The 24,790-nt window shown below is 34.5% G+C and carries 23 protein-coding genes; 7 read left to right on the forward strand and 16 right to left on the reverse strand.

Going from position 1 to position 24,790, the window contains the following annotated elements; genetic code table 11:
• Positions 1-95: 95 nt before the first annotated feature.
• Positions 96-629: a 5' nucleotidase, NT5C type gene (locus ABTV69_RS22245; RefSeq protein ID WP_433832783.1), complete on the reverse strand. Its 534-nt coding sequence runs from the start codon at positions 627-629 to the stop codon at positions 96-98.
• 99 nt (positions 630-728) lie between these two features.
• Between ABTV69_RS22245 and ABTV69_RS22250 the strand changes: the two genes are divergently transcribed.
• Positions 729-1,475: a DeoR/GlpR family DNA-binding transcription regulator gene (locus ABTV69_RS22250; RefSeq protein ID WP_433832785.1), complete on the forward strand. Its 747-nt coding sequence runs from the start codon at positions 729-731 to the stop codon at positions 1,473-1,475.
• 67 nt (positions 1,476-1,542) lie between these two features.
• Here ABTV69_RS22250 and ABTV69_RS22255 read toward each other — a convergent pair whose 3' ends face one another.
• The 5 genes from ABTV69_RS22255 to ABTV69_RS22275 all read right to left on the reverse strand — a co-directional run bounded on the left by ABTV69_RS22255 (position 1,543) and on the right by ABTV69_RS22275 (position 8,462).
• A complete protein-coding gene (locus tag ABTV69_RS22255; protein WP_433832787.1) occupies positions 1,543-2,994 on the reverse strand; it encodes a TolC family protein in 1,452 nt (483 codons plus the stop codon).
• Positions 2,987-6,154, reverse strand: a complete 3,168-nt coding sequence (locus tag ABTV69_RS22260; protein ID WP_433832789.1) for an efflux RND transporter permease subunit — start codon at positions 6,152-6,154, stop codon at positions 2,987-2,989. Before ABTV69_RS22260 ends, ABTV69_RS22255 begins: the two co-directional genes overlap by 8 nt.
• Before the next feature lie 93 nt (positions 6,155-6,247).
• The gene (locus ABTV69_RS22265; protein ID WP_433832791.1) at positions 6,248-7,330 is read right to left on the reverse strand and encodes an efflux RND transporter periplasmic adaptor subunit; all 1,083 of its coding nucleotides are present in this window, start codon (positions 7,328-7,330) and stop codon (positions 6,248-6,250) included.
• A gap of 175 nt (positions 7,331-7,505) precedes the next feature.
• Positions 7,506-7,886: a hypothetical protein gene (locus ABTV69_RS22270; protein ID WP_433832793.1), complete on the reverse strand. Its 381-nt coding sequence runs from the start codon at positions 7,884-7,886 to the stop codon at positions 7,506-7,508.
• Between the two features lie 168 nt (positions 7,887-8,054).
• The gene (locus ABTV69_RS22275; RefSeq protein WP_433832795.1) at positions 8,055-8,462 is read right to left on the reverse strand and encodes a GNAT family N-acetyltransferase; all 408 of its coding nucleotides are present in this window, start codon (positions 8,460-8,462) and stop codon (positions 8,055-8,057) included.
• A 175-nt stretch (positions 8,463-8,637) separates the two neighbouring features.
• Between ABTV69_RS22275 and ABTV69_RS22280 the strand changes: the two genes are divergently transcribed.
• On the forward strand, positions 8,638-9,201 hold the full coding sequence (locus ABTV69_RS22280; protein WP_433832797.1) for an outer membrane beta-barrel protein: 564 nt from the start codon (positions 8,638-8,640) through the stop codon (positions 9,199-9,201).
• 50 nt (positions 9,202-9,251) lie between these two features.
• On the opposite strand, the gene ABTV69_RS22285 is transcribed toward ABTV69_RS22280, so the two are convergent.
• The 4 genes from ABTV69_RS22285 to ABTV69_RS22300 all read right to left on the reverse strand — a co-directional run bounded on the left by ABTV69_RS22285 (position 9,252) and on the right by ABTV69_RS22300 (position 14,070).
• Positions 9,252-9,866 (reverse strand): hypothetical protein, encoded by a 615-nt coding sequence (locus ABTV69_RS22285; protein WP_433832799.1) that lies wholly within the window; start codon positions 9,864-9,866, stop codon positions 9,252-9,254.
• Positions 9,867-10,023: 157 nt separating this feature from the next.
• On the reverse strand, positions 10,024-11,901 hold the full coding sequence (locus ABTV69_RS22290; RefSeq protein WP_433832801.1) for a M1 family metallopeptidase: 1,878 nt from the start codon (positions 11,899-11,901) through the stop codon (positions 10,024-10,026).
• Positions 11,902-12,101: 200 nt separating this feature from the next.
• A complete protein-coding gene (locus ABTV69_RS22295) occupies positions 12,102-13,682 on the reverse strand; it encodes an NADP-dependent glyceraldehyde-3-phosphate dehydrogenase (RefSeq protein WP_433832803.1) in 1,581 nt (526 codons plus the stop codon).
• 76 nt (positions 13,683-13,758) lie between these two features.
• Positions 13,759-14,070 (reverse strand): rhodanese-like domain-containing protein, encoded by a 312-nt coding sequence (locus tag ABTV69_RS22300; RefSeq protein WP_095929060.1) that lies wholly within the window; start codon positions 14,068-14,070, stop codon positions 13,759-13,761.
• Positions 14,071-14,430: 360 nt separating this feature from the next.
• On the opposite strand from ABTV69_RS22300, the gene ABTV69_RS22305 reads away from it, so the two are divergent.
• Together ABTV69_RS22305 and ABTV69_RS22310 are read left to right on the forward strand one after the other, a co-directional pair.
• A complete protein-coding gene (locus ABTV69_RS22305; protein WP_433832805.1) occupies positions 14,431-15,060 on the forward strand; it encodes a Crp/Fnr family transcriptional regulator in 630 nt (209 codons plus the stop codon).
• A 224-nt stretch (positions 15,061-15,284) separates the two neighbouring features.
• Positions 15,285-16,070, forward strand: a complete 786-nt coding sequence (locus tag ABTV69_RS22310; protein WP_433832807.1) for a sulfite exporter TauE/SafE family protein — start codon at positions 15,285-15,287, stop codon at positions 16,068-16,070.
• A gap of 85 nt (positions 16,071-16,155) precedes the next feature.
• Here the strand turns inward: ABTV69_RS22310 and ABTV69_RS22315 are convergent, their stop codons facing one another.
• The 6 genes from ABTV69_RS22315 to ABTV69_RS22340 all read right to left on the reverse strand — a co-directional run bounded on the left by ABTV69_RS22315 (position 16,156) and on the right by ABTV69_RS22340 (position 21,652).
• Positions 16,156-16,542, reverse strand: a complete 387-nt coding sequence (locus ABTV69_RS22315) for a helix-turn-helix transcriptional regulator (protein WP_433832809.1) — start codon at positions 16,540-16,542, stop codon at positions 16,156-16,158.
• 401 nt (positions 16,543-16,943) lie between these two features.
• Positions 16,944-17,186, reverse strand: coding sequence for a hypothetical protein (locus ABTV69_RS22320; protein WP_433832811.1), 243 nt, complete (start codon positions 17,184-17,186; stop codon positions 16,944-16,946).
• Positions 17,187-17,557: 371 nt separating this feature from the next.
• Positions 17,558-18,037: a hypothetical protein gene (locus tag ABTV69_RS22325; protein ID WP_433832813.1), complete on the reverse strand. Its 480-nt coding sequence runs from the start codon at positions 18,035-18,037 to the stop codon at positions 17,558-17,560.
• Positions 18,038-18,295: 258 nt separating this feature from the next.
• On the reverse strand, positions 18,296-19,372 hold the full coding sequence (gene cydB, locus ABTV69_RS22330) for a cytochrome d ubiquinol oxidase subunit II (RefSeq protein WP_433832815.1): 1,077 nt from the start codon (positions 19,370-19,372) through the stop codon (positions 18,296-18,298).
• Positions 19,373-19,374: 2 nt separating this feature from the next.
• Positions 19,375-20,721, reverse strand: coding sequence for a cytochrome ubiquinol oxidase subunit I (locus ABTV69_RS22335; RefSeq protein WP_433832817.1), 1,347 nt, complete (start codon positions 20,719-20,721; stop codon positions 19,375-19,377).
• A 337-nt stretch (positions 20,722-21,058) separates the two neighbouring features.
• Positions 21,059-21,652 (reverse strand): HD domain-containing protein, encoded by a 594-nt coding sequence (locus tag ABTV69_RS22340; protein ID WP_433832819.1) that lies wholly within the window; start codon positions 21,650-21,652, stop codon positions 21,059-21,061.
• 261 nt (positions 21,653-21,913) lie between these two features.
• Here ABTV69_RS22340 and ABTV69_RS22345 point away from each other — a divergent pair, with 261 nt between their 5' ends.
• From ABTV69_RS22345 to ABTV69_RS22355, 3 genes are all read left to right on the forward strand, one after another.
• Complete coding sequence (locus tag ABTV69_RS22345; RefSeq protein ID WP_433832821.1) at positions 21,914-23,329, forward strand: MBL fold metallo-hydrolase; 1,416 nt, start codon at positions 21,914-21,916, stop codon at positions 23,327-23,329.
• Positions 23,330-23,416: 87 nt separating this feature from the next.
• Entirely contained in the window at positions 23,417-23,980 is a 564-nt protein-coding gene (locus ABTV69_RS22350) for a YeeE/YedE family protein (RefSeq protein ID WP_433832823.1), read from the forward strand.
• Between the two features lie 10 nt (positions 23,981-23,990).
• Positions 23,991-24,467 (forward strand): DUF6691 family protein, encoded by a 477-nt coding sequence (locus ABTV69_RS22355; protein WP_433832825.1) that lies wholly within the window; start codon positions 23,991-23,993, stop codon positions 24,465-24,467.
• Positions 24,468-24,790: the final 323 nt, after the last annotated feature.

The raw sequence follows: 24,790 nt of genomic DNA on the forward strand, positions 1-24,790 counted from the left end.
TAAAGTAAATCGCCAAAAATTTAGATTACGAAATTTCTGTATGTAGGCTTCGACTCCGCTCAGCCTGACAAACTGTTTCAAATTAAAATGCTTGATTAAACCGCTTCTTTCAAAACAGCAACAGCTTCTTTCCAATTATTTACTCTCAAATAATTTTCTTTTTTCGCATTATGAAATGCGGTAAACATAATAGGTTTTCCCATACAAAAATCTAGGTTCTTTGGATGATCATCTATTAGATAATCGGTATTGATAATGCTTTTGCTTCCGCAGAAAACAATGTTTTGCCAATTGATAAAAGGAAAATGTTCTGCAAGCCATTCTATTTTTTCATTTAGCGAAAGCGGAAATTCGGTCGCTGCAGAAACAATATAAATCTCAAATTCCTCTTGCAACAGTTTTAAACTTTCTACAGCATCGTCTATTACAGGCAATGTCCTGAAAAAATCTTTAGAATTTAAAACGCTCATCACTTTCTCCCGACTTTGAAATGCTTCTTCTTCTGTTAAACCCTGAATTTCTTCTCTTGAGATTGTTATTCCGAAATCTCTTTCGAAATAAGTAATTAGGTGTGCCTCTACATCAGCAAGCACTCCATCCATGTCGACTGCAATTGATTTCTTTTTCATTGTAATTTTGTTTTGCTGCTAAATTATGTAAAAATTGCAATAAACAGCAAAATATTGCGATTTTTTATTTATTTTTGCAATATAAAACCGCAAACAAAAATGAGAAAGGAAGAACGACAACAGACCATCTTAGAATATTTATCCAAAGAACATCGCGTAACTTCGGTAGAATTAAGTGACTATTTGAGTGTTTCTGAAGATACTATCAGACGTGATTTGAAAGAGCTTTCAGATCAAGGACTTTTAAAAGCAGTTCGAGGTGGCGCGGTTGCTCCTTCGCCAATGCCTTTGCATTACAGAAAGAGAGAAAAACATGATTTGGAAAATAAAAAGATTATTGCAGAAAAAGCAATTTCTTATCTAAAAGACGGGCAAGTCGTTTTTATTGATGGGGGAACAACTTCTTTAGCTTTAGTGGCAAGTTTTCCGCATGATTTGAGATTGACTGTCATTACAAATAGTTTTCCTGTTGCAGTTTTAATTGAAGATTTACCCAATGTCGAATTGATTTTTGCGGGAGGAAAAATGTGCAAAACCTCTTTTACTACTGCCAGTATGGAATCTTTAGACTTTTTTAGAAATTTCAGAGCCGACATCTGCATTTTGGGAACTTGCGGAATCCATCATGAACGCGGCCTTACTGGAATTTTATATGATGATGCGCAGATCAAAAAAAATATGATTCAGAATTCAAATTTTATAATTGCTTTAGGCTCAAGTGAAAAAATTGATACAGGAGAGACTTATTTTGTTTCTCATTTAAAAGACATCGATGTTTTGGTAACTAATATTTCACCAGATGAAGAAATATTAAAACCGTATAAAAAACAAGTTACAGTTCTTTAATCACAATAAAAAAGCCTTTTAGGATTTACTCCCAAAAGGCTTTTTCTCTACAAATTAAGTGGCAATTTTATTTCCATCCACCGCCCAAGTCTCTGTAAACATGAACTGCAGCATTTAATTGTTCTTTTTTAGTATCGATTAATTCTAATTTAGCTTCTAGTGCATCTCTTTGTGTCATTAAAACTTCGAAGTAATCTACTCTAGCCGATTTAAACAAATCGTTTGAAACATCAATAGAAGTATTCAACGCATCAACTTGTTTTGATTTAAGATCGTAACCTTTTTGAAGGTTTTCAATCTTAGACATTTGATTTGACACTTCTAAATACGCATTTAAAACCGTACGATCGTAATTATACAAAGCTTGAATTTGTCTTGCATTGGCACTTGCAAACTCCGCTTTAATCGCATTTCTATTAATCAAAGGCGCAACAAGATCTCCAGCCAATGAGTACAATAGCGATTCTGGCATTGTAAACAGATAAGAAGGTTTAAAAGCATTTACCCCAATAGCAGCCGTAATATCCAAAGAAGGATAAAACTCAGCACGAGCTACTTTTACATCTAGTTTTGCAGCCACCAATTCCAATTCTGCTTGTTTTACATCTGGACGATTCTCTAACAATTGAGACGGAATTCCAGAACTTACCGCTGCTGGTAAAAGACTTAAGAAATTAGTATTGCTTGTTCTTTTTATTTCCTGAGGATATCTCCCAAGCAAAAAGTTGATTTTGTTTTCTGTTTCTTTTATCTGTTGTAAGATATCAAACTCCATACTTTGTGAAGTTAAAACCTCTGCTTCAAATTTCTTAACTCCAAGTTCGGTAGCTCTTGCCGCTTGTTTTTGAACTTTTACAATTTCTAAAGCATTAGTCTGCAATTTGATGGTTTGTTTTACAATATCCAATTGATTGTCTAAAGCCAGTAATTCATAATAAGAATCGGCAACTTCAGCGATAAGGTTTGTAATAACAAAGTTTTTACCTTCAACAGTAGCTAAATATCTGTTTAAAGCTGCTTTTTTAGAATTACGAAGTTTTTTCCAGATATCGACTTCCCAATTCGCGTAAGCAGAAATGGTAAAATCTCCTAACGGATCTGGCGTTTCAACACCTGGTTTAATTTCAGTGGTAGCATCACCCGCACCTTGGCTTGTATATCTACCGACTTTTTCTACTCCAGCTCCCGCACGTAAGCCTGCAGTTGGCAGTAAAAGACCTTTCTTTACACGAATATCATTCTTTGCGATTTCAATTTCTTGTAAAGTAATATTTAGTTCTTGATTATTTTTAAGCGCAATGTCAATCAACTCGATGAGGTTCTGATCTTTAAAATAATCTTTCCAAGCTAGCGTAGCCGTATTGTTGCTTGCTCCCTGCGTTTGAGCTGTTTGGCCAAACGAATCAGGAACGGGCGTACTTGTTGTTACTGCTGCCTCAGGCGCAGGGGTTTTACACCCTGCAACTGCTAAACATACAGCTAATGCAATACTATATTGATATGATTTAACTTTATACATGATTGTTATCAATTTCTTCTGTTAATGGATTTTCTTCTTCATGTTTTACCAATTTGTGTTTCTCAGCAATTTTGGCAAATATGAAATACAAGCCCGGAATCACAAATACACCGCAAATGGTTCCAATAAGCATACCTCCTGCTGCCGCGGTACCGATAGTTCTATTTCCAATTTTACCTGGACCAGTAGCAAATGCAAGTGGCAATAAACCTGCGATGAAAGCAAATGAAGTCATCAAGATCGGACGGAACCTTGCTTTTGCACCTTCCATGGCTGCTTCTAAAACTGATTTCCCAGCCGCATGTCTTTGGATCGCAAACTCCACAATCAATACGGCATTCTTACCTAATAAACCAATAAGCATTACCATGGCAACCTGCGCATAGATATTGTTTTCTAATCCCGTCAATTTCAATAAAAGGAAAGCTCCAAAAATACCTGCTGGCAAAGAAAGAATTACAGACAACGGCAAAATAAAACTTTCATATTGCGCCGCTAATACCAAGTAAACGAATCCTAAACAGATTAAGAATACCCAAATAGCCTGATTACCTTGTGCTACCTCATCGGCAGAAATACCTGCCCAGTCAATGTCATATCCTCTTGGTAATTTTTCAGCTGCAATCTTTTGAATCACTTTAATCGCTGTTCCAGAACTATAACCTGCCGCTGGCGAACCACTGATTTGTGTTGAGGTATACATATTATGACGTGTAATCTCTGAAAGTCCGTACACTTTTTCCAACTTCATAAAAGCAGAAAAAGGCACCATTTCGTCACGATCATTTTTCACATACAATTTCAAGATATCATCTGGCTGTGCACGATACTCTGGTGAAGCCTGAACAATTACTTTGTAGTTGATACCAAATTTGATAAAACTGATTTCGTAATTACTTCCTACCAAAGTTGACAAAGTATTCATGGCATTTTCGATAGAAACTCCTTTTTGCTGTGCCAAGTCGTTATCGACTTTCATCATATATTGAGGAAAACTTGAGCTATAGAAACTAAATACATTTGATAATTCTGGCTGTTTGTTCAATTCCGCCACAAAATCATTATTAACCTGCTCCATTCTCTTGTAATCAACAGAACCTGTTTTATCTAACAAACGAAGCTCAAATCCTCCAGCAGCACCATATCCCGGTACAGCAGGTGGTTGGAAAAACTCGATATTTGCCCCCGCAATATCTTTACATTTTTCCTCCATTTCGTGCATAATCTCAACAACAGATTCTTTTCTGTCACTCCAGTCTTTTAGGTTAACCAAACAAGTTCCTGAGTTAGCACCTGTACCTTCAGACAGAATTTCGTAACCTGCTAATGAAGAAACCGATTTTACTCCGTCAATCTCTTCAGCAATTTTCTGAACTCGCTCCGCAATATTATTTGTTCTTTCTAAAGAAGAACCTGGAGGTGTCTGAATTACCGCATAGAACATTCCCTGATCCTCATTCGGAATAAATCCAGAAGGAACAGAACTACTAATTAACCATGTTCCTGCACAGAAACCAAGAAGAGCTACTATGGTAACTACTCTTCTATCTACAATTTTAGCCAATAAGTTTTGGTATCTACCTTGCGCTAAATTGAATTTTTCGTTGAAAGCATCAATAAATCTATTGGCAGGTGTTTTCTTTTTAGGCTGACCATGATTGTTTTTCAACATCATCGCACAAAGCGCAGGCGTTAAGGTCAAAGCCACAATACCAGAAAGGATAATGGCTGTTGCCATAGTTACCGAGAATTGTCTGTAGAATACTCCAACAGGTCCTGACATAAAGGCAACCGGAATAAATACTGCCGCCATCAAGAACGTAATCGCAATAATTGCCCCCGCGATTTCATGCATGGCTTTCTTAGTTGCTTTGAATGGTGACAAGTGTTCTTCTTCCATCTTGGCGTGGACGGCCTCAATAACCACAATCGCATCATCGACGACAACTCCAATTGCTAATACCAATGCAAATAATGTAATTAAGTTCAACGAAATGTCGAAGAATGTCATGAACACAAACGTTCCCACCAACGATACAGGTACGGCAATTGCTGGAATAACTGTAGAACGCCAGTCTCCTAAGAAAAGGAATACTACCAAACCTACCAAAATAAATGCTTCAACCAAAGTGTGGATTACTTTCTCGATAGAAGCGTCAAGGAATTTAGAAACGTCATACGAAATTTCATAATCCATTCCTTTTGGAAATCTTTGTTTGATTTTTTCCAATTTCGCTTTTACTTCCTCAATAACCTGATTCGCGTTACTTCCAAAAGATTGTTTCAATACAATAGCCGCAGATGGTCTTCCATTCAAATTAGAATAGATATCATACATCGAGCTTCCAAACTCCACTTTAGCAACATCTTTCAATCTCAAAAGCTCACCGTTTGGATTTGCTTTTACTACAATATTCTCATATTGCTCTTTTGTCGTAAAACGTCCAGAGTATTTCAATACATATTCAAATGCTTGAGAACGCTTACCAGAACTCTCTCCTGTTTTACCTGGAGAAGCTTCCAAACTCTGACTCGATAATGCTTCCATAATCTCATCAGCAGAAATTTTATAGGCTAACATACGGTCTGGTTTCAACCAAATACGCATGGCATATTCACGTGTTCCTAAGATATCTCCAGAACCAATACCGTTTACCCTTTTTAACTCAGAAAGTACGTTGATATCGGCATAGTTGTATAAGAACTTCATGTCGGTATTTTTGTCTGTACTGTAAAGATTCACGTACATCAACATACTCGGTACTTCTCGTGTGATTTTAATACCTTCACGAATTACCAAAGGAGGAAGTTTATTTGTAACCGAAGCCACACGGTTTTGAACGTTAATTGCAGCTTGATTAGGATCTGTACCTAAATTAAAAACCACTTTAATAGTCGCTTCACCATCGTTACCAGCATCAGAAGCCATATACTTCATTCCTGGAACCCCGTTTAAGGCTCTTTCTAAAGGGATAACAACTGCCTTAACCATCAGCTCACCGTTAGATCCAGGATAATCTGCGGTAACGTTCACCATCGGCGGTGAAATTGTAGGGAATTGTGTAATTGGTAAGTTTAAAACCGACAATATCCCTAAAAAGACAATGATCAACGATATTACTATCGAAAGAACAGGTCTTTGTATAAATTTATTAAACATTTGTATATTTTTTAATGATTAATTGAAGTTAGAAAGCGTTTCAGGTTTCAGGTTTCAAGTGCAGTTCTCAACGTGAAACTTGAAACTAAAAAACTATTCTGCTTTTAAACGCAAGTGATTCATAACCTCTTTAGGAGATTCGTAGTCGAATTTAATCTTGTCGTTTTCTTTTACTTTCTGAACACCTTCAAGCAAGATTTTATCATTTTCTGTAAGACCCGTTTTAATTACATATAAATCTGGAATTTCGCCAGTAATCGTGATTTCTCTAGAGCTTACTTTATTGTCTTTACCAACTACAAAAACGTATTTTTTATCCTGAATTTCGTAAGTCGCTTTCTGCGGAATTACAATAGCATTTTTAAGCGGAACATTCATTTGAACTTGTCCTGTCTCACCATTTCTAAGTAATTTTCCAGAATTTGGGAATCGTGCTCTGAAAGCGATATTTCCTGTTTCATTGTTGAATTCACTTTCTATAACTTCAACATTTCCTTTTTCCTTAAAGATATCTCCGTTAGCTAAAACCAATGCTACTTTATTATCTGCACGATCTTTAATATTGGTTTCGTACTGAATATATTCTGGCTCAGAAACATTGAAGTAAGCAAACATTTGACTGTTGTCTGAAAGACTAGTCAACAATTCGCCTTCGTCAATTAAACTTCCTAGTTTTAAAGGAATACGGTCGATTGTTCCATCAAACGGAGCTCTAATTTCTGTAAATGATAAATGAAGTTTTGCTAATGATACCTCAGCTTTTGCTGATTGAAGTTTAGCTTGAGCAACACTCAATTCGTTTCTCGAAACGATATTTTTGTCTGCTAATAATTTCGAATTTTGCAATTCGATTTCTGCTGATTTTTGTTCAGACTGTGCTTTTAGCAACTCAGCCTCATACATATTCGGCATAATTTTGAACAACAGCTGTCCTTTTTTTACAAACTGTCCTTCATCAACATATATATTTTGCAAAAACCCTTTTTCTTGGGCGCGAAGTTCGATATTTCGAACTGATCTTATTTGTGAAACGTATTCTTTAGTAAATGAAGTATCGATTTTAACCGGATTTGTAACGGTAAATTTTTCAACTTCTTCTTTTTCTTCTTTTTTTGATGTACAGCTCGTCAAGCACACCAAGGCCATTAAGCCTGTGAACACAATGATTTTTTTCATGATTTAGTTTGGAAATTAAGCGATTGAATGCTTTGGAATGAAAATTCCTTTGGATGTTAAATGCATCAGCCAGCCTTAGTCCAGACCTTTACTTTATATAAGCAGAAGTAGAAAAAATATACAACAGCAAGATACGCAGAGATCGTAACTCAGGTAACCGATGTATATTGTAAAATCAAATTCTTAATACTCTTTGAGTAATGTAAATAGGATTTGAATGCCCTAGAACAGGCGCAGAAATTTTTAAACGATTAGCATCATTTGCTGCAGACTGATCTGACAGTGCCAGATAGAGAGCGTCTACCAAACTATACGAAGCAGTAAAATATTTGTTCGTAAGTAAATTAACATCATCACCTCCCGTTAAATCTTCTTCTAGATCAACATCTGTAGCTTCTTCAATTGTTGAAGAACCACGATCTTGATTTGTGAATTTAACTCTGTGTTTTTGCAGATGATGGTGATTATGAGGACCAAAAGTATTTGCATTCAAATATTGGCCTCCGCCAAACAGAAGCATATTCATGAATACTAAAAATACAATTAACTTTCTCATTTCGGTGCGAAAGTAATAAAAGAATTAAAACAAAAAAAGAAATTTTAACAAGGTTTAACAATTGCATAAAACGAAAACGTTTTCATTCACCTATTATTTATCAAAAATCTTAAACACAAAGTTTTAAATACAACCATTTACTTAAAAATCAACAACTTATATTAAATCTTAAAAAAGCATAATTTCCATAATTGTAAATTCCTGACCCGCCTTTTCAAACGTTTTTAGTGTATCTTCCATACCAAATTTCTCGTAAAATGCTTTTTTATTGGTTCTGGCGTTGCACCATACTTTTTCTAAATCTTTTTCTTTTGCAAACTCGAAAATATATTTTAAAAGCTCGGAAGCAATTCCTTTTCCCTGATATTTTTCTAAAGTAGCCAATTTTCTAAACTGCATTTCTTTGCCTTCAATAAAACAAGATACTATAGCAACCAATTTATCTTCGTCAAAAACGCCAAAATGAAATCCGAAATTATCTTCTTCAAGCTGTACAAATTCAAAAGGCTGATCGGGCCACATTACTTCATGTCTTATTTGCCAAGTGTCAGATGCGTTTATTCTTTTAATCTTCATTATAATCTTTTAAGTCAGTTCAAAAATAATTCATTTTCATCGGAATGAAAAAAGCAAATGAGGAATATTGAAACAATTAGTTTTCAAAACTTTATCAAAAAATAAATCAGACAAATCATTCAATTTTAATCTAATATGTTTATTTTTATAGTACCAAAATCAAACAAATCCCGTTATGAAAAAATTCTTTTTAGCAGCATTTTTATGTATTTGTGCCAATGGATTTGCACAATTGATACAAATCGGACCACAGATTTCGACAAATATTACTTCTGTCAATGCCAAGAATTTTAGTTCCGATCATACTAACACCGGAATTGGAGCTGCCGCATTTGCCCGATTAAATCTTGCCCTATTCTATGCGCAAGGTGAATTTGGGTATGGTCAAACCAATTTCAGCGTGTACCAAGATGGTGTTGGAGAAACTGAATTTAAACTAGCAGGAACAGACGCTTCATTAATTGCAGGATTTAAAATTATTCCGCTTGGAAAAGCTGGAAACGTAAGGCTTTTTGTTGGCTACAACTGGAAAAATTATTCCGATATAAGTTCCGGCAACAATTTAAACTCAATCGCATTCGAAAAAAACAATCATAGCATTCTTGGTGGTGTCGGAGTGGATATCTGGAGACTGACTTTTGATCTTCGCTATCTCGCTGGCCTTAGCGATATAGATGCTTCTAATAGCGAAATTAAAACGGGCGTTACCAATCTTTCACTCGGATTTAAATTTCTATAAAACACAAAAAAGGGAATCACAGATTCCCTTTTTTTGTGTATAACTTATAATTAGATCTTAACGTAATAATTTTCTTCATTATCACTTTTTATCTTTTCTACTCCTTCTTCCGTTTTAACTGCTACATTAATAACATGCAAGATGTTTGACTTTTCATTAAGGCTACAATTCCAAACTGTGCCATCAGAAAGAATGATTTCTGAGAAAAGCGATACATAGCTGTTAGCATCATTGTACACTAAATTTTCTGTTTTCAGGAGTTTCTTTTCTTGTGTCTTTTTGTCAACTTCATAAAACAAAATCTCATTTTCTTTAATTTCGACTAATTCATCAACATTAGATTGCACATTAGAGTTTTCCGAAACCGAAGACCAAACAGGCTGACTTCCTACTCTTTTCCAAGTTCCCATTGCCTGCTTTAAAATTTCTTTTCTCAGAAGTTCTCGTAAGGTGTCTACCTTTTTTTCAGCTTCTTTGCCGATTTCATTTTCAGGTTTAATTTTTGCCGCTAAAGAAAATAAATCGATAGCCTTTACAAAATCGGCTTTATTGTAGTAATTAACAGCCAGATCGTACTTGTTTTTCTGAAACACAATTTTTTGATCGTTTTGCCCAAAAAACCGAATAGTAGTTAGCAAAACAGTAATAATAAGTATCTTCTTCATTAATTTGGGGGTTTTAATACTTTACAAACGTAGTATATTTCCCAGATTCCTTTCTACACTTTTACTATTTTTCAACATTTTTAATCATTCAAAATAAAAAACGCCACTTTATTAATACAAAGTGACGTAATTATTTATTTTATTGAAATTTACTCAATTATTTAACATGTAGAATATTATCTTCTGGTGTTGCATCCATAAAAATTCCACCATCAAGTTCAATTTTTTCTATTTTTTTTGCACTTTTCAGAATTATTTTAGCAGTTTTTTGATTTTTCTCCCAAATCGCTGGTGTCTGATGCACTACTGCTTTTGATTGATCGGCATACGTTATGACAACATCAAACGGAATCGCAAAACCCCCAACATTTTCTACTGTTATCGTTTTCTTATCTGCAGAAAGTCCTTTTACTGCAATATCTAAATAGTTATTGGTGAAAAACCAATTATTGAAAAACCAATTTAAATTCTTTCCTGTTGCAGTATTAAATGAATTAAAATAATCCCACGGAATTGGATGTTTTCCGTTCCATGTATCCATATAAAAATGAAGTGCTTTTTTGAATGCTTCCTCTCCCAACATATCTTTCAAAGCCAAATAAGAAAGAGAAGCTTTTCCGTATGAGTTATTTCCATAACCTGGTCCAGAAACCTGCGTGGACATTGTTATAATTGGCTGATCTTGTTCTGCAGAGCGATCATAAATATAATGTTTCACTCTAAATTCCTGATAAAATTTGTCGGCTGCTTCTTTATTACGTTCAGCAATTGCAATTAGATATTCGAAAGTTGTTGCCCAACCTTCGTCCATAAATGCATAACGAGTTTCGTTAATTCCCATATAAAACGGAAAATAAGTATGAGCCACTTCATGATCTTGAACCAATTGTGCAAAAACTGGATCTCCCATTTCTGAGTCGTTACACATCATTGGATATTCCATATCTGCGAAACCTTGAAAAGCCGTCATTTTTGAAAATGGATACGGAACTCCAGGCCAATTATTTGAAAACCAATCTAAAGCAAATTGATTGTTTTTTACAGAATTCACAAAATCTAATCCTTTTACGTCATAAGCAGCCTGAACACTTGCACGACGGTTTGTCTTTTTATCAACCACAACACTGCTAGCATCCCACAAATAATGATCGCTTAAACCGAAACATACATCTGTAATATTCTTTGCTTCAAATTTCCAAACATTCCAATCGTATTGTTTCGTTACAACACCATCTTTCATTTCTTGTTCATTAGCAATATGCAGAATTTCATCTGTTGTGTAAGATTTCTTAATACGCGCTGCAAATTCTGGCTGCAAAACTTCATCTGGATTTAATAAATCTCCAGTTGCATATACCACATAATTTTTAGGTGCTTTTACAGAGAAAACGTAGTCATTAAAATCATTATAAAATTCCTGACGATCTGTATGAGGCAATTTATCCCATCCATTATAATCATCATAAACAGAAACTCTTGGATAACTATAAGCCACAAAAAAAGTTGTTTCGTCGATCTGCCCTTCTCTACCGCTTTCTTTAGATAAAGGATAATTCCATTGAATGTTTAAAACTGTTTTTGAATGAGGCAAAATCGGTTTTTTCAATTTTACACTTTCAACAGTACCCCAATTTTTAGCGTCTTCATTATAAACTTCATTTTCTATTTTTAATGAAGTAATTGTTAATCCATCGCTTAAAAAATCATTGCTAACATTACTTCCACGAGACGAAGTAGGTTTGTGAAGGTTATTGACAAAACGAATAGCGATACTTTTTAAAGTATCCTTACTATTGTTTTCGTAAATGATGGTTTCGGTTCCGCTAACTAGCCTCGTTTTCGGGTCAACTGCGATTTCCATATTGTATTTTCCACGGTTCTGCCAGTAGTTTGTTCCTGGTTTTCCGTCTTTAGAACGAGTTCCGTTCTCATAAGCTTTTTTTATGTTTCTAGGCATATAAAGCTCTTGTGCGAAGTTATTTTGAGCAAAAAGAACAAATGCTATTAATGCAAACTGCAAAAATTTCTTTTTCATAAGTGAATCTTGGGTCTTTAAATTATTTAATAATAAGACTGCTTTTTTTAAACAATGTTACAAATTTAATTATTAATTGTTAATTGTTGGTGGATTACTTTGTCACTCTGAACCTTTGTCACTTTGTCCCTTAAAAAGAAAAACCATCTGTCACCAAAAAGCAACAGACGGCATCTACAATTAATATATAACCTTAATGACTACAAAATATAATCTGTATTGATAAAATTAGATTCCTTGCTATTAAGCAATTCCTGCAGAATCTCATTATTATAATCGATATCTTTTGAAGCTACAAACGTACGGATTGAGAAAGAACGCAAGGCATCTGGAATACTCAAAGTACCCACAGCAGAATCTTTTCTTCCTGTGAATGGGAAAGCATCTGGACCTCTTTGGCAAGAACTGTTGAGGTTTACTCTACAAACTAAGTTAACCAAAGCATCAATTAGCGGCGCTAATGTTTTAATGTCTTTACCAAACAAACTCACTTGCTGTCCATAATTAGATTCTGCCATATCTTTCAATGGTTCTTTAATATCTTTGAACGAAAGAACTGGAACAACTGGTCCGAACTGCTCTTCGTGGTATACTCGCATTTGTTTATTTACCGGATATAAAACTGCTGGAAAAATATAATTATCAGTATGTTTTCCTCCTTTTACATTAATGATCTTTGCTCCTTTTCCAGTTGCGTCATCAATTAAACCTTGAATATAACTTGGTTTTTCTGTTTCTGGAAGCGGTGTTAAAGAAACTCCCTTTTCCCACGGATTTCCAAAAAGCAAACTGTCTACTTTTTCAGCAAAACGTCTGTTGAATTCCTCTGCTATCGATTCGTGAACATACAATACTTTTAACGCTGTACAACGCTGGCCATTGAAAGATAAACTTCCTGTAATGCATTCTTGAATTGCCAAATCTAAGTCGGCATCTGGAAGAATAATCGCTGGATTTTTAGCTTCCAAACCTAAGATCAAACGCAATCTGTTTTTGTTCGGGTGTTGATCTTGTAAAGCAATCGCCGATTTACTATTTCCGATTAAGGCTAGAACATCAATCTTTCCAGATTTCATAATTGGAGACGCTACTTCGCGTCCTCTACCGTAAACAATATTGATTACACCTTTTGGAAAACTGCTTCTGAAAGCTTCTAACAATGGCGAAATACATAATACACCATGTTTAGCAGGTTTGAAGATTACTGTATTTCCCATAATTAATGCAGGAATCAGCAATGAAAAAGTCTCATTAAGAGGATAGTTGTAAGGTCCAAGACACAAAACAACCCCTAGAGGTCCACGGCGAATCATAGCGTTTACACCTTGCACTTTTTCGAAGTGCGAACTGCGTCCATTTAATTCTTTATAACTAGCAATAGTGTCGTAAATATATTCTACCGTTCTATCAAATTCCTTTTGTGAATCTCCCAATGATTTTCCGATTTCCCACATCAAGTATTTTACTACCTCTTCGCGGGTTTCTTTCATTTGCTTCACAAATTTTTCCATGCTTTTAATACGATCGGCAACCTTCATAGTTGGCCATAAGCCTTGTCCCATATCGTATGCATTGGTAGCAGCTTCAACAACTTCTGCTGCTTCTTTTTCTCCCATAAAGGGAATAGATCCTAATAAGGTCGGCGAATACTTTTCAGTTGAAGAAATAGTAGAAAACACAGGTGTGGTTTGCCCTGTCCATTGTTTCAATTCTCCATTTACAAGATAAGTATCTTGATTTATCAGACTAGTAATCTGATATTCTTCTGGTATAAAACTCATAATTAATTTGGTTTGTTAATAGTCTGGTAATTCTATTTCAAAAGAAAAAAGAGGCTTTTTTATGCCTCTTCTTCTTTTATGGTTGTACTGTTTCTCCTTCCCAATCTAGGATCCCTCCAAGCAGATTGTAGGCATTTTCGATACCCAATTCGTTCATGATTTGGCATGCTTTTGCACTTCTAGCTCCAGAACGACAGTATACATAATAATTTTTATTTTTGTCTAATTCTTCGATTTCATAGATAAATGCCTGCCCTTTATTGATATCAATATTAAGAGCATTCTCAATGTAGCCGTCATTAAATTCGTCTTCAGTTCTTACATCAAGTATAACTGCATTTTCGTCAGCTTCTAACTGAGCAACCCAATCTTCTTGTGATAAATTCATAATAAAATGTGTTTTTGTAAAATTACGACGTTTCTATATATAAAAAACGTACCAAATGCGATTTCGATTATTATTCTCAGAAAACGTTTTAGAGAAAGTATTATAATCAGTGAATTACAAATTTAGTTACTATTTTTAAAAATTCAGCCTACAAAATCGATAGAAAATAGGATTTTTTCATTTACATAAAATTAAACTCAAATCTAGTTTTCTGATAATTATTCCCATTTCAAACTATTATCTTTGCAATCAAATACATTTTTTAATTCGATTTTGATAAATATATCAGCCACGAATAACACCAATTTTCACAAATTAATTGGTGTGAATTCATTTAATTCGTGGCAAAAAAAACAGACCATGCAACATTCATTAAAAACCATATTCCCTAATTTTTCTAACGAACTTATCGCTACAATTGAAGAAAACGGAAGTCTTCAAAATTTTGAAGCTGGAACGATTTTAATGCGTACCGGACAGTATATTAAAAATACCGTTTTGATTATTAAAGGAAAAATCAAAATCTATCGCGAAGGAGAAGATGGCGGCGAGTTTCTAATGTATTATTTGCAACCTGGGCAAGCTTGTGCCATCTCTATGATCTGCACCGCTAAAAGCGAAAAAAGCCAGATTATGGCAAAAGTAGTGGAAGATGTTACCGTGATGATGATTCCGCTACAGTTGATGGACAAATGGATGATGGAGCACCGATCTTGGTACGAATTTGTAATTGAAACCTACCGAAGCCGTTTTGAAGAAGTTCTCGAAGTGGTTGATAATATCGCTTTCCGTTCTATGGACGAAAGATTGGAATTCTACTTAAAAAGACATTCTGATGCCTGTGGCTGTTCTGAAGTTAATTTATCACATCAAGAAATTGCTACAGAATTAAACACATCTAGAGAAGTTGTTTCAAGATTATTAAAAAAAATGGAGCAACGAGGTTTGGTAAAACTTAACCGAAACCAAATTGAACTCATAAATTTTTAACCATTAAGATATTAAGAAAATTAAGTAGTAACGCATAAACACACTTAACTCTAAAAAGAGATAAATTAAGCAAAACAGAAGCTTAACTCACCTTATTAAAGGAAAGAAAATTAAGCGCAACAACTTAATTTTCTTAATATCTTAATGGTAAAAATAAACCTTTTGTGATAAATGTTACTGTAGGATTCTAATTTCCGAAGCAACTTTGCATCAAAATAAATGCAATGGAATATTTTGGCTTTTTTGCTTCAATCATTATTGGAATCACGCTTGGTTTAATTGGCGGAGGCGGTTCTATTCTGACTATTCCTATTTTGGTTTATTTGTTTAAAGTAAATCCCGATCAGGCAACTTCTTATTCTTTATTTATTGTCGGACTAACCGCTTTATTTGGAAGTTTCAGCCATTATAAAATGGGGAATTTGAAACTTAAATCGGCTATGTATTTTGCTGTTCCTTCAGTGGTTTCAATTCTAATAATTCGTGAAGTTATATTTCCAAAAATTGCGGCAACTTTATTCTCTGTAGCATCTTATACCGTTTCAAAAGATTTTTTGATCATGATTATCTTTTCTGTCCTCATGATCACGGCTGCCATTTCGATGATTAAAAAAAATCAAGCAGAAATAAAATCAACAGAAACAAATTATTCGCAACTCAGTTTAATTGGCTTTTTGGTGGGAATAGTAACAGGTTTTCTAGGTGCTGGGGGCGGATTCTTGATTATTCCTGCCTTGCTTTTTTTCGCCAATCTGCCAATGAAACAGGCAGTTGGAACTTCACTTTTAATCATCACTATTAATTCATCAATAGGCTTTGCTGGCGATCTGTATATTGGAACACCAATTAATTATACTTTTTTATTAAGCGTTTCGGCAATGGCCTTAATAGGAATGTTTGTTGGAAGCCAGCTTTCTAAGAAAATAGACGGCGCAAAATTAAAACCACTCTTCGGATGGTTTGTCTTAGTAATGGGTTTTTACATCATTACCAAAGAAGTTTTCTTTTAAATATTTCAGAATTTAATTTTAGTTTCACTTGTAGAGTAATCTTTGTCAAAGTTTTTATACTTTGACAAAGATGAAACTAAAACCTTCAGATTTCTCCAAATTTATTTTTATAACGGCTGAGCTCAATTTCTGTTTTACTCAAAAGTTTTTCCAATAATTGAATTTTATCTTCATATAGTTCTTTTAAAATAGAAGTGCTATCTGTGTTTATCATAATACTTCCATTATTATTTCCTGTTATTTTATTGTAACTGGTAAAATACTTATCGTAATCAAAACTAATAATATCCTCTACACTCACATCTAGAATTCTTCCAATTTCAACCAGCTTTTCATAACTTAAAGAAGTTTTTCCTTTCTCAATTTTGCTATAACCCGCTTGAGTTACGCCTAATCGTTCTGCCATATACTCTTGAGTGTAATTTTTTAACTCTCTTATGTTTCTAATTTTATTTTTAATTGTTGCGGCCATAATTTTTGTTTCTGATTTTTGATCATGTATAGTCAAAACAGCCAACTGCTAAACCTTTTAACAGCATAACTATACTTTATTTTTGGGAATTTTAAAGCTACTTCATAATTGGGAATTTATGAAATAACGTTACGTTAATTTTTTCTTTGCACAATGATAAAATAACCGTACATCAAAGCTACCATTATGAAAAATGCAATCACAACGGGAAATATCGAATATAAACATCTCTGAATTTTTAAGCAGTCCTTTTTAAACTTCTTTCAAATTGAAGATCTAAATAACAATCGATTTGCTTACCAACCAATACACGGTATTTGGGTGCAATTTTAGTTCTTATTTCATTTTTGTAAATATCTTTTACAAAAACAAAATAAATGAATTCGGCCTTATTTCCGAATCTAACAGCTATTAGGAGTGAATAATACAAAATTGCAGGTCTCAACGTAATACAAATCCATCAAAATGGAAGAGAGCATACAGTAATACGTCGCAGCAGTTACGGCAATAAAAGCACCGTTTTCAAGAAAATATTTTTTCTTTTTTTTTAGCAGTCCAAGTTCTTTAATTTCATCAAACTGATACTGCCAATTTTTAGATTTGTAACGAAATCTAACCTTGTCGGAAAAAATTGTTAGTGGCATAATAATTTAGTAGGTAAAAAAGATTTAAGCTTTTAGTAAAAATCAATTTCCAAAAATTCTTGGGGGAAAAAATTCTTAGATACGCAATATTAAGCATTAAGAGCTTTTTTTTTCTACAATTAACATTATAGAATATAACTATCGGTTGTAATTAAATCTTTCGTAAAAGTTATCTTATAGATTATCAATAAAAATTATTTGCAAAATAACACTTTCTTGAATTGCCTCCAGCTTTAGCTGGAGGTAAACAAATAATGCCCATAAAAAAGGCTTTAACCAAAATCTTTAAAAGTTTGGCTAAAGCCCAATTCTCATTATAAACAAAAAACCTCCAGCTAAAGCTGGAGGCAATTCATTTTTCATTTATGATTCTATTTCTTCACCAATCTAATTTTAGTGGATTGTACTATTATTTTTTGATTTATACTTTCTTTCCTTTCAAATTCAATCTTTAAATTTTGCATTCCTAACAATTCCAAAATGTTTTTTGCCATTTGTCTAAAAATTTGCCATTCTTCACTTGTTTCAAGCAACGAATCATTCCAAAAATCGAGCAACCTTACCCCGCTTCTGCTATCAAAATAATACTCCAATTCACTAAGCTTTTCAATTTGAAAATCAGTTAGTAAATTAAACCTTTTGTATAATTCAACCGCCAACGTAAAATACAACTCAAAATCTTCTACCATTTCATCACAAACTAATCCATATCCTATAATTTCAGATTGTCTTTCAGCGTCACTTGAAAGAGTTATAAGCGTTTTAATCAATTCTGCAAATTTCCAATATGCAAGATTTATTTCATCTGTCAAGTCAAAATTTCCGTAATCTACTAAAGGATCAAATTCCATAATTTAAAGTTTTTGAATTGCCTCCAGCTTTAGCTGGAGGTTAACTAATGCATACAAAAAAGGCTTTAGCCAAAAATCGCAAAGTTTGGCTAAAGCCCTATTCTAATTCAAACAAAAAACCTCCAGCTAAAGCTGGAGGCAATTCATTATATTGAGATTAAAATTCGTGTGATTTAATAGTTGCAAAATTCAGAATTCATATATATCAAAATAAAAATTCGTGATCCCGATAGCTATCGGGAGTGGCAAACAAAAAAATCAATGCTCTCCATACCCAATATCATCCATTTTCCCACTGAAAACACGATATTGAATAATAAAATAAATAATCACCAGAAACAAAGCCACAAAAAACCAACTCAAACCTGCGTTTAATCCGTATTCATGAGCGGCAGTATTGTAAATCGTTAATGACGGATTCACATTATTTGTTGAAGGCAAAACATTCGGAAAAATCGAAACGGCTGTAGAAGCAAATCCGCCTAATAAAAATAGGGTTGAAAAAACAAATCCGTGACCGTCTTTTTTGAAGGAACGAACTTTGAACAATCCAGCAATTCCAACAAAAGTCATTAAAGGAAAAAACCACAAAATTGGATTTTCTACGAAATTATGAAACGGTTTTGGCTCGATAAAATGCCAGATCCCTAAGGAAATAAAAACCAAAACCAGCAAAACAAAATTCAATTTGAAAACAACATTTTTCAGTTTCGGATTTAACGCCGAATTCGTTTTATAAATAATCCAGTTTGCACCGTGAATGGTCAACGCCACAACGCTCACAATTCCTAAGAAAAGCGTAAACCAATCGATAATTCCCAATTCATTTGCTTGCGGACTAAAAGTTGGATTCCACAAAGGCAAAAAGAAATAATGTGCTTCTTGAGTTGAAACTCCGTTTTGAACCATTCCTAAGTTTACTCCACGAACAATATTTCCTAAAGCAATTCCGAAAAACAGCGCCAAAAGCAAACTCGCAATTCCAAAAGCTTTATCCCAAATCGCTTCCCACATGTGATTATGCACTTGTCCGCGCATTTCTAATCCGATGGCACGGAAAATCAAAAGCCATAAAATCATAATCAAAGGCAGATAAAATCCGCTGAAAGAAGAAGCGTATAAAGTTGGAAAAGCGAAAAACAAAACGCCTCCCGCTGCAATTAGCCAAACTTCATTGGCATCCCAAAACGGACCAATGGCGTTGGTAATTGCCTTTTTATCTTTTTCTGTATCGGCAAAAAATAAATGAATAATTCCTGCACCAAAATCATAGCCGTCTAAAACCAGATAAACAGCCAGAATTCCCATTAAAACTACGTACCAAAAAAATTCCATATTTATATTTTTTCTGTTGAAAGTTCCACATGATGCGGTCCTTTATTGATAATTTTTCCAACCAAAAGCAAAAACAACATTCCCAGTAAAAGGTACAAACCAATAAAACCAAGTAATGTAAATAAGGTATTTCCAGAAGAAACCGTTGGCGAAGCGCCAGATGCAGTTCGCATTAAATTATAAACCAGCCAGGGCTGTCTTCCTAATTCGGCAGTGTACCAGCCTGTTGTATTGGCAATGTACGGAAATGGCATCATAAACATCAGTGACCATAAAAGCCATTTGGTTTCAAACAATTTCCCTCTTATTAATTGAAAAAGCGAAAGCACCATTAATCCAATAAAAACAGTTCCAAGTCCGACCATAATATGGTACGCATAATACAATCCAGAAATATTAGTTGGATGCAGATCTTCTTCAAACTGATCTAAACCTTTAATTTCCTGATCCCAATTTCCATAAGTCAAGAAACTTAAAATATTAGGAACGGCGATTTTATTATCTAGTTTTTTGTCTTTTACATCGGGCTGACCAATCAAAACAATTTCAGAACCCTTTTTTTCTGTGTGAAAAATTCCCTCCATAGCCGCAAAAGTTACGGGTTGATATTTCACTACATTTTTAGCCAGTAAATCTCCTGTTGGAACGGCAACAATGACACTCGAAATCAATCCGAAGATTACTCCGGTTTTTAAGAACAATTTCCCGAAAGAAACATTCTTTTTGCTTAAAATATAAAAAGCTCCAATTCCGGCAACAACAAAAGAACTTGTTACCAAAGAAGCAGCTTGATTATGCAAATAAGACGGCCAAAGCCAAGGATTTAAGAATAAAGCTTGAAAATTATTCAATACAAATTTTCCGTTTTCTAAGATTTCATAACCAACAGGGTTTTGCATCCAAGAATGTGTGGCAATGATTAAAAATCCGCTGGCCCAGGAACCGATCATGATTAATAATCCGGTTACAAAATGCCATTTATGTCCGAGGAGTTTTTCTCCAAATAAAAATAATCCGAGAAAAGAAGATTCGAGAAAGAAAGAGAACATTCCTTCCATTGCAAGGGTTTGACCAATGATTCCGCCTGTTAATTCGGAGAACTTAGCCCAGTTGGTTCCAAACTGAAACTCCATCGGGATTCCCGTTACAACGCCCATTGCAAAATTGAGGGCGAAAATCTTCATCCAGAAATGGGTGGCGTGATTGTATTGTTCGTCTTTAGTTTTTAGATATTTCCACTTGAAGTAAACAATGATGAGCGAAAGACCCATTGTAAGTTGTGGAAAAAGGTAATGAAAAGTAATCGTGAAGGCAAATTGCATTCGATCATAAAAGAGCATTTCTTCCATAAGTGGTATTTGTTTTATGAAGTTCAACAAATTTAACCATTAGAACCCGAATTATCCCCTTTAAAAAAAAGTTTATCGCTTGATATTTGTTAAACTTTTCAACAATTTAAAGGGTAGAAATGACACTTGTTCTCGCAACTTTGTCAAAGTTTGAAACTTTGACAAAGTTCTCATCATATTTGGAACATAGCCCAAGGTTTCAACCTTGGGTACACAACGGATTTAATTCTGCACGTTCCCAAGGTTGAAACCTTGGGCTATGTTTTAATATAGGAGTTAAAATCTTTGTGGATCCCGCGTGTGATTTCTCCTTCGTCGAAATGACAATATTGAGAATTTATTCTCGTTTTAAAATCCCTTTTTCTACACTTTCGTTAATCAAACCTTCAGCATAATTCCAGATTGATTTTGAGCCTTCTTTTATGACACTTTTCTTTTCGTAAACTTTATCATATTTCACTCCAAATTCTTTCCAGGTTCCGCCGTTGTTAGAAGTATTCTGCAATAAAGGTTCTAAACGATCCATAGATTTTGCGAATTTGGCTTCATTGGTTTCTCCGGCTTCAAATTCTTCCCAAATGCTAATAAATTCTTCTTTTTGTTTTTCAGGAAGTAACCCGAAAATTCTGTTGGCTGCTAAACGCTCTTCATCTGTATTCGAGTGATTTTTCACCGTATCATAAATAAAAACATCTCCTGCATCAATTTCTACAATATCGTGAATCAAAACCATTTTTACCACTTTCAAAACATCAATTGGTTCGTTGGAATGTTCTGCGAGAACAATTGCCATTAACGCCAAATGCCAGCTGTGTTCTGCGTCGTTTTCGCATCTGTCGCTGTTGAATAATTTTGTTTTGCGTTGGATGTATTTTACTTTATCAATTTCTTTTATAAAAGCAATTTGATCTAATAAATCTTGTGTGTTCATTATGTTAATCTTAGGAAAAACGCAAAATTACAAAGATTTTTTTCTACCATATAAGGAATATAAGTAATTATAAGCTGAAGTTTATTATATTGCTTAAAATAAAAGTAAATATAAGTAGCTCTCAATCTAAAATGAACTTATATCACTTATATGGTTTAAACTACATTTTTTTACACAAAAACCTAATTTCTGTAACATTAGTCACCTATTTTTTTAAAAAACAAAGTTACCTTTGTATCCCATCATTTTACAATACCTATCATGAAAATAGAACAAATTTACACCGGATGCCTAGCGCAAGGTGCATATTATATCACTTCAAATGGTGAAGCGGCCATTATTGATCCGCTTAGAGAAATTCAGCCTTATCTAGATCGTTTAGAGCGCGATGGAGTGAAGCTGAAATATATTTTTGAAACGCATTTCCACGCCGATTTCGTTTCGGGACACGTTGATTTAAGCAAAGAAACAGGAGCACCAATTGTTTACGGACCAAACGCAGCTTGCGAATTTGATTGCATTTCTGCGAAAGACGGACAGGAATTCAAAATCGGAAACGTAACGATTAAAGTTTTGCATACTCCAGGTCATACCATGGAAAGCGCTACTTTTTTATTAATTGACGAAAACGGAAAAGATCATGCGATTTTCTCTGGAGATACTTTATTCATTGGCGATGTTGGCCGTCCTGATTTAGCTCAAAAAGCGGCTGGGATGACACAAGATCAATTGGCTGGAATTTTATTTCATTCATTAAGAGATAAAATCATGACGCTTGCTGATGATGTAATCGTTTATCCTGCGCACGGTGCTGGAAGCGCATGTGGAAAAAACATGAGCAAAGAAACCGTTTCGACGATCGGAAATCAAAAAGCGACAAACTATGCTTTGCGTGCTAATATGACCGAAGAAGAGTTCATCAAAGAAGTTACTGATGGATTATTGCCTCCCCCAGCCTATTTCAGCATGAACGTTGCGATGAACAAACAAGGTTACGAAAGCTTTGAAACGGTTTTACACAACGGAATGAAAGCTATAAACGTAAAAGAATTCGAATCAGTTGCAGAAGAAACAGGAGCTTTAATTCTAGACACAAGAAGCGCCGCAGATTTCAGTAAAGGATTTATCCCACAATCTATTAATATAGGTATCAATGGAGATTTTGCCCCTTGGGTTGGAACTTTGATTGCTAATGTAAAACAGCCTATTGTTTTGGTTACGGCAGCTGGCATGGAAGAAGAAACGGTAACTCGTTTAAGCCGTGTTGGATTTGATACGATTATAGGACATTTAGAAGGCGGTTTTGAAGCTTGGCAAAATGCAGGTTTCGAAATTGATTCTGTAAATAGAATTACAGCGGAACAATTTGCCAACGAATTTAAATTCGGAGAAGATAAAGTTGTCGATATTCGTAAAGAAACAGAATACGAAGCAGAGCATATTGATGAAGCTTATAGCAAACCTCTAGCTTATATTAATGACTGGGTAAAAGATATTGATCCCAATGAACATTTTTATCTACATTGCGCTGGCGGTTACAGAAGTATGATTGCGGCTTCTATTCTTCAAGCAAGAGGTTTCAGAAATTTCTCTGAAGTGGAAGGCGGTTTTGGAGCAATTTCGAAAACAACTGTTCCAAAATCAGATTTTGTTTGTCAAAGTAAAGTATTAAAATAAATAAAGATGCTGAGTTGCTAAGATTCTAAGGTTCTAAGTTTTAACCTTAGCAACTTAGTATCTTAGCCACTTAGAACCTTAAAAAATATGTTAGAAATTATAAGAGAACCTTGGCCTTGGTATGTTGCAGGTCCGTTGATTGGATTAACTGTTCCAATTTTATTAATTATTGGTAATAAATCTTTTGGAATTAGTTCGTCTCTTCGTCATATTTGTGCGGCTTGTATTCCTGCTAATATTTCGTTTTTTAAATACGATTGGAAGAAAGAAAGCTGGAATTTATTCTTTGTTTTAGGAATATTTCTTGGAGGATTTATCGCTGCTTATTTCTTATCAAATCCAAATCCAGTGGAAATTGCGCCTGAATTATCAGAGAAACTAGCCACTTACGGAATCACAGATCACAGCGGTTTAGTTCCGTCACAGTTATTCTCTTGGGAAAGTTTACTGACGCTTCGCGGATTTATTATGATGGTTGTGGGAGGATTTTTAGTTGGTTTTGGAACTCGTTACGCCGGCGGATGTACGAGCGGACACGCTATTATGGGATTATCAAACTTGCAATGGCCTTCATTAGTAGCCACAATCTGTTTCATGATTGGTGGTTTTGTAATGTCCCTTTTGATTTTACCTTATATTCTTTCACTTTAAAATTTCAAAAATGAGTTTAGAAAATACAAATATCGACGGCGAAGGAATCAACGCAAGCCAGAAAAAAGAAAACGCATTTGCAAACCTTAAATATTTAATTGTCGGCATCTTTTTCGGAATTGTATTCGTAAAAGCAGAAATCATCAGCTGGTTTCGTATTCAGGAAATGTTTCATTTGGAATCATTTCATATGTATGGCGTAATTGGATGCGCTGTTGCTGTTGGATTGATTTCGGTTCAATTAATTAAAAAATTCAACATCAAAACTCTTGATGGCGAAAAAATCGAAATTCAGCCAAAGACTTTTAACAAAGGACAAATCTATGGCGGACTTATGTTCGGCTTCGGATGGGCAATTACAGGAGCTTGTCCTGGTCCTCTTTTCGCTCAAATTGGTACAGGTGCAACTGTAATTGTGGTTACTTTAGTTAGTGCAATTGCTGGAACTTGGGTTTACGGTTTAATTAAAGATAAGCTTCCTCATTAATAATTTGTTTCAGGTTTTATTTGTTTCAAGTTTCAGGTTGATATACTTTGAACACAATTTAACCGCAAAGCACACAAAGACATACGCAAAGTTCGCAAAGTTTTATTTACAAAGCTTTGCGAACTTTGCGCTTTATAAAAGCCATATCGCAAATAACCTTGCTCCCGATAGCTCTCGGGATTGCGGTTAAATATGTTTCAAGTTTGTTTAACCGCAAAGCACACAAAGATATACGCAAAGTTCGCAAAGTTTTATTTACAAAGCTTTGCGAACTTTGCGCTTTATAAAAGCCATATCGCAAATAACCTTGCTCCCGATAGCTC

This window comes from Flavobacterium anhuiense (assembly GCF_050990855.1).
Classification (GTDB): Bacteria; Bacteroidota; Bacteroidia; order Flavobacteriales; family Flavobacteriaceae; genus Flavobacterium; species Flavobacterium anhuiense_C.

Coding starts and splice junctions, on each gene's coding strand:
- ABTV69_RS22335 (WP_433832817.1), bottom strand. CDS start 20,721: ATGGAAGAAATGCTCTTTTATGATCGAATGCAATTTGCCTTCACGATT.
- ABTV69_RS22320 (WP_433832811.1), bottom strand. CDS start 17,186: ATGCCACTAACAATTTTTTCCGACAAGGTTAGATTTCGTTACAAATCT.
- ABTV69_RS22355 (WP_433832825.1), top strand. CDS start 23,991: ATGAGTTTAGAAAATACAAATATCGACGGCGAAGGAATCAACGCAAGC.
- ABTV69_RS22340 (WP_433832819.1), bottom strand. CDS start 21,652: ATGAACACACAAGATTTATTAGATCAAATTGCTTTTATAAAAGAAATT.
- ABTV69_RS22285 (WP_433832799.1), bottom strand. CDS start 9,866: ATGAAGAAGATACTTATTATTACTGTTTTGCTAACTACTATTCGGTTT.
- ABTV69_RS22345 (WP_433832821.1), top strand. CDS start 21,914: ATGAAAATAGAACAAATTTACACCGGATGCCTAGCGCAAGGTGCATAT.
- ABTV69_RS22275 (WP_433832795.1), bottom strand. CDS start 8,462: ATGAAGATTAAAAGAATAAACGCATCTGACACTTGGCAAATAAGACAT.
- ABTV69_RS22295 (WP_433832803.1), bottom strand. CDS start 13,682: ATGAGTTTTATACCAGAAGAATATCAGATTACTAGTCTGATAAATCAA.
- ABTV69_RS22280 (WP_433832797.1), top strand. CDS start 8,638: ATGAAAAAATTCTTTTTAGCAGCATTTTTATGTATTTGTGCCAATGGA.
- ABTV69_RS22325 (WP_433832813.1), bottom strand. CDS start 18,037: ATGGAATTTGATCCTTTAGTAGATTACGGAAATTTTGACTTGACAGAT.
- ABTV69_RS22245 (WP_433832783.1), bottom strand. CDS start 629: ATGAAAAAGAAATCAATTGCAGTCGACATGGATGGAGTGCTTGCTGAT.
- ABTV69_RS22265 (WP_433832791.1), bottom strand. CDS start 7,330: ATGAAAAAAATCATTGTGTTCACAGGCTTAATGGCCTTGGTGTGCTTG.
- ABTV69_RS22290 (WP_433832801.1), bottom strand. CDS start 11,901: ATGAAAAAGAAATTTTTGCAGTTTGCATTAATAGCATTTGTTCTTTTT.
- ABTV69_RS22260 (WP_433832789.1), bottom strand. CDS start 6,154: ATGTTTAATAAATTTATACAAAGACCTGTTCTTTCGATAGTAATATCG.
- ABTV69_RS22305 (WP_433832805.1), top strand. CDS start 14,431: ATGCAACATTCATTAAAAACCATATTCCCTAATTTTTCTAACGAACTT.
- cydB (WP_433832815.1), bottom strand. CDS start 19,372: ATGGAATTTTTTTGGTACGTAGTTTTAATGGGAATTCTGGCTGTTTAT.
- ABTV69_RS22315 (WP_433832809.1), bottom strand. CDS start 16,542: ATGGCCGCAACAATTAAAAATAAAATTAGAAACATAAGAGAGTTAAAA.
- ABTV69_RS22310 (WP_433832807.1), top strand. CDS start 15,285: ATGGAATATTTTGGCTTTTTTGCTTCAATCATTATTGGAATCACGCTT.
- ABTV69_RS22250 (WP_433832785.1), top strand. CDS start 729: ATGAGAAAGGAAGAACGACAACAGACCATCTTAGAATATTTATCCAAA.
- ABTV69_RS22350 (WP_433832823.1), top strand. CDS start 23,417: ATGTTAGAAATTATAAGAGAACCTTGGCCTTGGTATGTTGCAGGTCCG.
- ABTV69_RS22300 (WP_095929060.1), bottom strand. CDS start 14,070: ATGAATTTATCACAAGAAGATTGGGTTGCTCAGTTAGAAGCTGACGAA.
- ABTV69_RS22255 (WP_433832787.1), bottom strand. CDS start 2,994: ATGTATAAAGTTAAATCATATCAATATAGTATTGCATTAGCTGTATGT.
- ABTV69_RS22270 (WP_433832793.1), bottom strand. CDS start 7,886: ATGAGAAAGTTAATTGTATTTTTAGTATTCATGAATATGCTTCTGTTT.